Origin of the sequence: Plasticicumulans sp., from assembly GCF_035331805.1 — a bacterium.
Lineage (GTDB): Bacteria > Pseudomonadota > Gammaproteobacteria > Competibacterales > Competibacteraceae > Plasticicumulans.
On record NZ_DAOLKE010000140.1, the window covers coordinates 1 to 7,158 of the forward strand.

Consider the following 7,158-nt stretch of genomic DNA (forward strand, 5'->3'; position numbering starts at 1 on the left):
CTGACGCCCGCCGAACGCGCGCTGCTCGTGGCCGCGCTGCTGCAGCACCAGCCCTGGCCGGCCCTCGCGCGGCTCATCGACGCGAGCGGCCGGGCCGCGGTCGAAACGCGGCTGCGGCAGGTGTTCGCCCGGCTCGCGGATCACGCCGGGCCGGCCCCGGCAGCGGCTCGCGGACGCTGACCGGGACGCCGGCTCCTGCCCGCCGCCCGGACCGGGGGCAGTCGAAAGAAGGCAAGCGCCGGCCCCGCGCCTTCAGCCGGCCACCGTCTCCCCGTTGCGGTGCAGCTTCAGGCCGACGCGCAGGACGCGATCGCCGTCGAGTTCGCGCACGACGATCTCCAGCCGCCCGCGCCGCAACCGGTCGCCGACCACGGGCTTGCGGAAGGCGCGCGTCAGCAGCGCACCGACCGTCAGCGTGCGTTCGTCGGCGGCGAGCTGCAGGCCGTACAGCCCGGCCAGTGCTTCCAGATTCGCATCGCCGTTGAGCACCCATTCACCGAAGAACGCCCGCTCGGCCGGACCGGGGCGCTGCGGACGGCCGCCGAACTGGCGATCGAGCACTTCGAGATCACCGGGCGGGGCGAGCAGGTGCACGGCATCGCCGGCGACGAGGCGCACGCTCGCCGGTTCGGCCAGCAGCCGGCCGCCGCGGGCCACCGCCACCGGCCGGCTGGCCGGCGGCAGGCCGAGCGTGCCGAGCACACCACCGGCGACCGGCGCGTTGACGGCGACGACGTAGCTCGCGAACACCGCGCCCGGCGTGCCCGGCAGCTCCGAGACCACATGGCGCTGCGGCGTCACCGCCGGCGGCAGCTCCAGTCCGAGCCGGCGCGCCAGCGGTGCAACCGTCCAGCCCTGCACCGACAGCGACAGCAGCACGACGACGAAGGCGACGTTGAACATCGTGCCGGCATGCGGCAGGTCGGCGAGCAGCGGGAACATCGCCAGCACGATCGGCACCGCCCCGCGCAGCCCCACCCAGGCGATGAACAGCCGCTCGCCCGGCGAGAAGCGGAAGGGCAGCAGGCAGAGCCATACCGCCAGCGGCCGGGCGGCGAACATCAGCCCGAGGCCGACGAGGAGCGCCGGCCACGCCACCGGCACGATCTGCGACGGCGTCACCAGCAGGCCGAGGATCAGGAACATCGCGATCTGTGCCAGCCACGCGAGCCCCTCGTGCAGGCGCAGCACCAGCGACAGGCCGACCGAAGGCCGGTTGCCGATCACCAGCCCGCCGAGATAGACGGCGAGAAAGCCGCTGCCGCCAAAGAACGCCGTCGTGCCGTACAGCGCCAGCCCGGCCGCGAACGCAAAGAGCGGCGTGAACACCGCGCCGAGATCGAGCCGGTCGAGCAGCAGCCAGACCAGATAACCGCCGGCGAGCCCGAGCACGGCGCCGACGCCCATCTGCTGCGCGAACAGCAGCAGCGGCGCGGCATCGAGGGCCGGCCGGCCGGCGAGCAGCCATTCGAGCACGGCGACGGTCAGGAAGATCGCCATCGGGTCGTTGAGGCCGGATTCGATCTCCAGCGTCGCGCCGACGCGCTCCTTCAGACGCAGGCCGTGCGCGTGCAGCACGCCGAACACCGCCGAGGCGTCGGTCGAGCCGACGATCGCGCCGATCAGCAGGCCCTCGACATAGTCGAAGCCGAGCGCCCAGGCGGCGAACAGGCCGGTGATCGCGGCACTGAACAGCACGCCGAGCGTCGCCAGCCCGAGCGCCGGGCGCAGGCCGACGCGGAAGCTCTTGAGCTGCGTGCGCATGCCGCCGTCGAACAGGATCACGGCGAGCGCCAGACTGCCGATGAAGTGGCTGGTCGGCACGTCGCTCCAGGCCAGGCCGCCGGGGCCGTCCTCGCCGGCGAGCATGCCGAAGCCGAGGAACACCAGCAGGATCGGCATGCCGATCCTCCGGCTCAGCCGGGTGGTGATGACGCTGACCAGCATCAGCAGGCCAGCGAGCAGGATCAGGCGATCGCTCGGTTGCACGGGTCGATTCCGCAGAAGGAGGGAAACGGGCGCCGACCCCCGCGTTCAGGCGCCGGCCATCTGCGGGTGCAGCATACGGAAGACCGTGCGGCGCGCCGGTGACGCGCCACTCATTAAATTATGGACAGAACCCCGGACAGGCCCTGCAACGGCCCGCCGGCATCCTCGCCGGCGCCGGCGCGCGCCGCACTCAGCCGGCGGAATCCGGGCTGCCGTGCGCGGGCTTCGGCGAGTCTCCCGGATCGGCCGGCAGCTCCAGCCCCTCGTAGATCGCATCGAGCGTCAGTTCGAGACCGAGGCTTTCGAAGCGCACCGGCGCGGCGGCGCTGTCGATCGTGCGCTCGAACTCCCAGCCTTCGCTGCGCCGGTAGACCTCGACGCGGCGCACGTCCTGCGCGATCAGCACGTACTCGGCGAGCGTCGGCAGCCGCCGGTAGCCCTGGGCCTTCTCGGCACGGTCACGCCGCTCGGTCGAGGCCGACAGCACCTCGACGACCAGCTTCGGTGCCGACGCCACATAAGCATCACCGCCGCTGCCGCAGTCGACGAGCACGTCCGGGTAATAGAAGCGCTGGTCGTCGGCGAGATCGACGTGGACCTTGACGTCGGAGACATGCACACGACACGGCGAGCCGCGCAGATGACTGTGCAGTACCGCCGCGACATTCATGGCGATGCTGTTGTGCGCCCGGCTGGTGCCGGTCATCGCCCGCACGAAGCCGTTCTCGTACTCATGCCGGAGTTCGGCATCGCGCTCGCCGGCGAGGTAATCGGCGACCGTCAGGCGGGGACAGACGACTGCGTTCATGGCGATGGACCTCTGCTGCCGGACGCGACTGGCCTGCAGTCTCGACGCCGATGCCCGCAGAGGCAAGCCTGCAGATCGGAAAGAAAAAACCCGCTGCACGGACAGCGGGTTGCGATCAGGAGCGTGAGGCCACTCCCGGATTCACGGACGCCGGCCGGCGCCTACTTCTCGCCTTCCAGCGCCGGCTCGGAGCGGGCCTGCGGCAGCGGATCGGCGCTCGCGGCCGGGATGCGACCGCAGAAGCGGCCGCGCACGCCGTCCGGCCAGTCGCGATAGGGCACGACACCGCCCGGCGAGGCGTTGTACAGCCACGTGTAGTCGAGCAGCGCGCGCGCATCGGCGAGCACCGGCGCGAAGCCGCCGAGCAGGAAGCCGCTCTTGCCCTGCGCGCGGATCGCGACGTTGCAGGCGCGCTCGCAGTTCATCAGGCATTCATAGCCTTCGATCTTCGGACGGGCGGCCTCGGGCAGGCTCTCGGCTGCGGCTTCCAGCTCGCGCTTGAGCTTGCTGCCGCAGGACTCGGTGGTCGCATCATCGACGTTGTCGGCGCGACGGCAGGTGGTGCAGACGAACAGCGTGGACGGCATCAGCACACCTCCGCACAACGGCGTGCCGGACGCAAACAGACCCTGAGCTTGCGCATCGCTGGAACCCTCTTCCCGTGCTTGACGTTTATCGTTGTTGGAATGCAGCCGGATTCGCTGAGACCGGCGCAGCCGCACTGGACGGACGCATCAGCCGCGGCGGCCGGGTGGCGTCCGTGGCCGACGGAAGCATGCCGGGCTGGTGCGTGCCGGAGTATCCACGTCCGGCGCGCCGCAGCAAGCCCCCGCGCTGCGCTGCCGCAGCGCGCGCAGGGTGAAATGCCTCAGATCACGAGTTCCACCACTCGCGGCAGCGGGCGTTCCTCGCAGTTGTCGCCGGGACCGTCGCGATCGACGACGACGTAGCGGCCCGGCGCCTCGCCGAGCGACAGCAGCGGGTGATGCCAGACGCCGCGCGCGTAGTTGACGCCCTGGCGGCCGTCGCTGACGAACACGCGCACGTCCGCGAGCGCCCACTGCTCGCCGGCCGGCGCGACCACGATCAGGAAGCGCTGGCCATCGAGCGGCAGCCAGCTCTGGCTGCCGAGCGGATGGCGTTCGAGCAGCCTGAGCCTGGCCGGCAGCGTCACCGGCTGGCCGAAGACCAGGCTCAGCACCGTGTGCCCGTCTGCGGTGCCGGTGTCGATGCGCATGACATCGTGGAAGCGCTCGGCGCTGCCGGCGTTGATCGGATAGTGCCGGCTGGCAGCGGCCGGCTCGATCACGTCGCCGAACGGCGCGAACGCCGCCTGCGTCAGCGGCTCGGCGCGCAGGCGCAGCACTTCGGAAACCCCGACGGACTCCGGAGCCGGCATCACACCGACTCCACGCGCCCGAACACGCGCAGGCGGCTGACACCGCCGTCCGGATGGATGTTGAAGCGCACGTGCGTGACCGGGCCGAGCGCGGCCAGGGCTTCGGCATCGAAGTGATGGATCGCATCGGCCGACAGCTTCTGCGCCGGCAGCAGCTCGGCCCAGAACATCGACTGCGTGATCACCGACTGGTCGGTGCCGGCCGCCACGCAGGCGGCCTGCAGCGAGCAGGCGTCCGGGTAATTGCCCTTGAAGTGCGCGGTATCGACCTCGATGCGCGTGATCCGCCCGGGCCGCGCCAGCTCGACGATGACCCAGTCGTTGCCGGGCTCGCGCCGCCGGCGCGTTTCCCAGCCATCGCCCATGTTGACGCCGCGCCCCGGCGCGAGCAGCGCATGCGGCGGGCCGTAGTGGCTGTTGTTGCAGGCGACGATGCGCCCGCCGAGCAGCATCGACGACAGCTCCAGCTCCGCCCCCGGCGCCGTGTCGCCGGCAAGCGCGCGGCCGTGCACGCGCAGCCGCGCCACGCCGCCATCCGGGAAGATGTTCAGGCGCACGTGCGTGACCGGCAGGCGGGCATCGAGCACGTGGAAGTGATGCGCATCGCCGCCGAGCGACACGGCCGCGAGCAGCGGCTGCCAGACGGTATCGGCATCCGGATCGCCGCCCTCGGCGAGGCAGCAGCCGTCGATCGACGCCGCCGGCGGGAAGTTGCCGGTGAAGTGCGAGGTGTCGATGTCGACGCCGTACACCGTGCCCGGCACGGCCAGACGCACGATGCACCAGTCATGGCCGGTGACGCGCTTGCGGCGCGTCTCCCAGCCGTCCATCCATTTGCCGTGATCGTCGTACTTGCCGGGAATGAACACGGCCTCGGCATCGTCGAGCAGGCGCTCGCGCGGTGCGAACCATTCATCGGACACGGTCAGGGCTCTGGCGCCAAGTCTGGCGCTGGCGAGATTCGGGTACTGGCGGGTCCAGTCGGGGGCTTGCTGCTGTGCGGTGGCGGTCATCGGGTGAACCTCGGGAAAGACGGCGGCGGTCGATGGGCCGCCGGCCGGGGGAATTCGCTGAAACGCTGTGCCGGCAGCCTCCCCCTCTCCCCAACCCCTCTCCGGCCAGGGGCGAGGGGCTGAACAGCAGACGGATGGCCGGAGGAATCAGCCCGGCACGTACGGATGCTCCGCATGCCAGTGCCGGGCGATGTCGATGCGCCGGCAGACCCAGACACGGTCGTGGCGCTCGATGTGATCGAGAAAACGCTGCAGCGCACGGAAGCGTCCGGGGCGGCCGATCAGCCGGCAGTGCAGGCCGACCGACAGCATCCTCGGCGTCTCCGCGCCCTCGGCGTAGAGCACGTCGAAGCTGTCGCGCAGGTACTCGAAGAACTCGTCGCCGTGCGAAAAGCCCTGCGGCAGCGAGAAGCGCATGTCGTTGGCATCGAGCGTGTACGGCACGATCAGGTGCGGCATGGTCACGCCGTCGCTGCGCGTGACCTCGGTCCAGAACGGCAGGTCGTCGCCGTAGTAGTCGGAGTCGTACAGCAGGCCGCCGTCATCGACGACCAGCCGGCGCGTGTTCGGCGAATCGCGGCCGGTGTACCAGCCGAGCGGGCGCGTGCCGGTCAGGTGCTCGATGACTTCCAGCCCGATGCGCAGGTGCTCGCGCTCGGTGGCCTCGTCGATGTTCTGGTAGTGGATCCAGCGCCAGCCGTGGCAGGCGATCTCGTGGCCGAGTTCGACGAAGGCGGTCGTGACTTCCGGATGGCGTTCGAGCGCCATCGCCACGCCGAACACGGTCAGCGGCAGGCCGCGGCGCTCGAATTCGCGCAGGATGCGCCAGACGCCGACGCGCGAGCCGTATTCGTAGATCGATTCCATCGACAGATGCCGGTCCGGGAAGCTCGCCGGCGCGAACAGCTCGGACAGGAACTGCTCGCTGCCGGCATCGCCGTGCAGCACGCAGTTCTCGCCGCCCTCCTCGTAATTGAGCACGAACTGCACGGCGATGCGCGCCTGCTGCGGCCAGCGCGCGTGCGGCGGCGTGCGGCCGTAGCCGATCAGGTCGCGGGGATAAGGCTGGTCGGACATTACAGGCTCCGTGGCATTCAGCACGCCGTCGTGGTCCAGTCGGCAAAACGGCCGACGTAACGCTTCGGCGGCGGATAGGCACCGTCGCCGGTCTTGCCGGTGCCGAGTCCGAGCGCGATCAGCGACTCGACGAACTTCACGGCTGCCGTGACCCCATCGACCACCGGCAGCCCGAGTTCGCGCGACAGCTCCGGCGCGAGCTCCGCCATGCCGCCGCAGCCGAGCACCAGCGCACCGATGCCGTCCTCGTCGCGCGCGCGCCGGCATTCACCGGCGATGCGCGCATAGGCCGCCGGAGTGTCGAGATCGAGCACCGGTATTTCGGCGGCACGCACGCGCACGCAGCGCCGTTCCAGACCATAGGCGTGCAGCAGGTGTTCGGCGATCGGTACGGTACGCGCGAGCGTCGTGACCACCGAGAAACGCCCGGCCAGCATCGACGCGGCGTGAAAGGCCGCTTCGGCGATGCCGAGCACCGGGCCTTTCGCCAGTTCGCGCGCGGCGAGCAGGCCCGGATCGCCGAAGCAGGCGAGCACGTAGCCATCAAAACCGAGCAGCTCGCCGCGGCGCACCAGTTCGGCGACGCCGACTGCGGCGAAAGCCTCATCGACGTGACTCTCGATCGACTCCGGCCCGGCATCCGGCTGCTGCGCGACGATCTCGGTGCCCGCCGCCGCGACGCGCCGGGCGGCCCGGCCGATGGTTTCGGTCATCGCGGCGCTGGTGTTGGGGTTGATCACGCAGATGCGCATCGGGCTGGCCTCAAGGGTTGATCGGGATGGAAAGGACAGGCTGTGCCGGATTCAGCGTCGTGCTGATTTCCGGCGTTTCCCCCTCTCCCCAACCCCTCCCCCGCCAGGGGGGAGGGGCTT

Annotated in this window: 8 protein-coding genes; 1 reads left to right on the top strand and 7 read right to left on the bottom strand. The window is 70.7% G+C overall.

Features of this window, described 5'->3' with window-relative positions; all coding sequences use genetic code 11:
* The coding region (locus PKE44_RS10990) for a hypothetical protein (RefSeq protein WP_324551038.1) at positions 1–180 on the top strand (180 nt) is incomplete at its 5' end.
* A gap of 72 nt (positions 181–252) precedes the next feature.
* On the opposite strand, the gene PKE44_RS10995 is transcribed toward PKE44_RS10990, so the two are convergent.
* The 7 genes from PKE44_RS10995 to PKE44_RS11025 form a co-directional block, all read right to left on the bottom strand.
* On the bottom strand, positions 253–1,989 hold the full coding sequence (locus tag PKE44_RS10995; RefSeq protein ID WP_324551040.1) for a potassium/proton antiporter: 1,737 nt from the start codon (positions 1,987–1,989) through the stop codon (positions 253–255).
* A 190-nt stretch (positions 1,990–2,179) separates the two neighbouring features.
* On the bottom strand, positions 2,180–2,797 hold the full coding sequence (locus tag PKE44_RS11000) for a Uma2 family endonuclease (protein ID WP_324551042.1): 618 nt from the start codon (positions 2,795–2,797) through the stop codon (positions 2,180–2,182).
* A 161-nt stretch (positions 2,798–2,958) separates the two neighbouring features.
* Positions 2,959–3,384 carry a DUF1636 domain-containing protein gene (locus tag PKE44_RS11005; RefSeq protein ID WP_324551044.1) on the bottom strand — a complete coding sequence of 142 codons (426 nt, stop codon included), beginning with the start codon at positions 3,382–3,384 and terminating at the stop codon, positions 2,959–2,961.
* Between the two features lie 281 nt (positions 3,385–3,665).
* Positions 3,666–4,196: an ureidoglycolate lyase gene (locus tag PKE44_RS11010; protein ID WP_324551045.1), complete on the bottom strand. Its 531-nt coding sequence runs from the start codon at positions 4,194–4,196 to the stop codon at positions 3,666–3,668.
* Complete coding sequence (gene alc, locus PKE44_RS11015) at positions 4,196–5,209, bottom strand: allantoicase (protein ID WP_324551047.1); 1,014 nt, start codon at positions 5,207–5,209, stop codon at positions 4,196–4,198. Before alc ends, PKE44_RS11010 begins: the two co-directional genes overlap by 1 nt.
* A 147-nt stretch (positions 5,210–5,356) precedes the next feature.
* Entirely contained in the window at positions 5,357–6,286 is a 930-nt protein-coding gene (gene puuE / locus PKE44_RS11020) for an allantoinase PuuE (RefSeq protein WP_324551049.1), read from the bottom strand.
* Between the two features lie 17 nt (positions 6,287–6,303).
* Positions 6,304–7,038, bottom strand: a complete 735-nt coding sequence (locus tag PKE44_RS11025) for an aspartate/glutamate racemase family protein (protein ID WP_324551051.1) — start codon at positions 7,036–7,038, stop codon at positions 6,304–6,306.
* Positions 7,039–7,158: the final 120 nt, after the last annotated feature.

Bases quoted from the DNA above. Each gene is read 5' to 3' on its own strand.
- PKE44_RS11025 (WP_324551051.1), bottom strand. From the start codon at position 7,038: ATGCGCATCTGCGTGATCAACCCCAACACCAGCGCCGCGATGACCGAA.
- PKE44_RS11010 (WP_324551045.1), bottom strand. From the start codon at position 4,196: ATGCCGGCTCCGGAGTCCGTCGGGGTTTCCGAAGTGCTGCGCCTGCGC.
- PKE44_RS11005 (WP_324551044.1), bottom strand. From the start codon at position 3,384: ATGCCGTCCACGCTGTTCGTCTGCACCACCTGCCGTCGCGCCGACAAC.
- PKE44_RS11000 (WP_324551042.1), bottom strand. From the start codon at position 2,797: ATGAACGCAGTCGTCTGTCCCCGCCTGACGGTCGCCGATTACCTCGCC.
- alc (WP_324551047.1), bottom strand. From the start codon at position 5,209: ATGACCGCCACCGCACAGCAGCAAGCCCCCGACTGGACCCGCCAGTAC.
- puuE (WP_324551049.1), bottom strand. From the start codon at position 6,286: ATGTCCGACCAGCCTTATCCCCGCGACCTGATCGGCTACGGCCGCACG.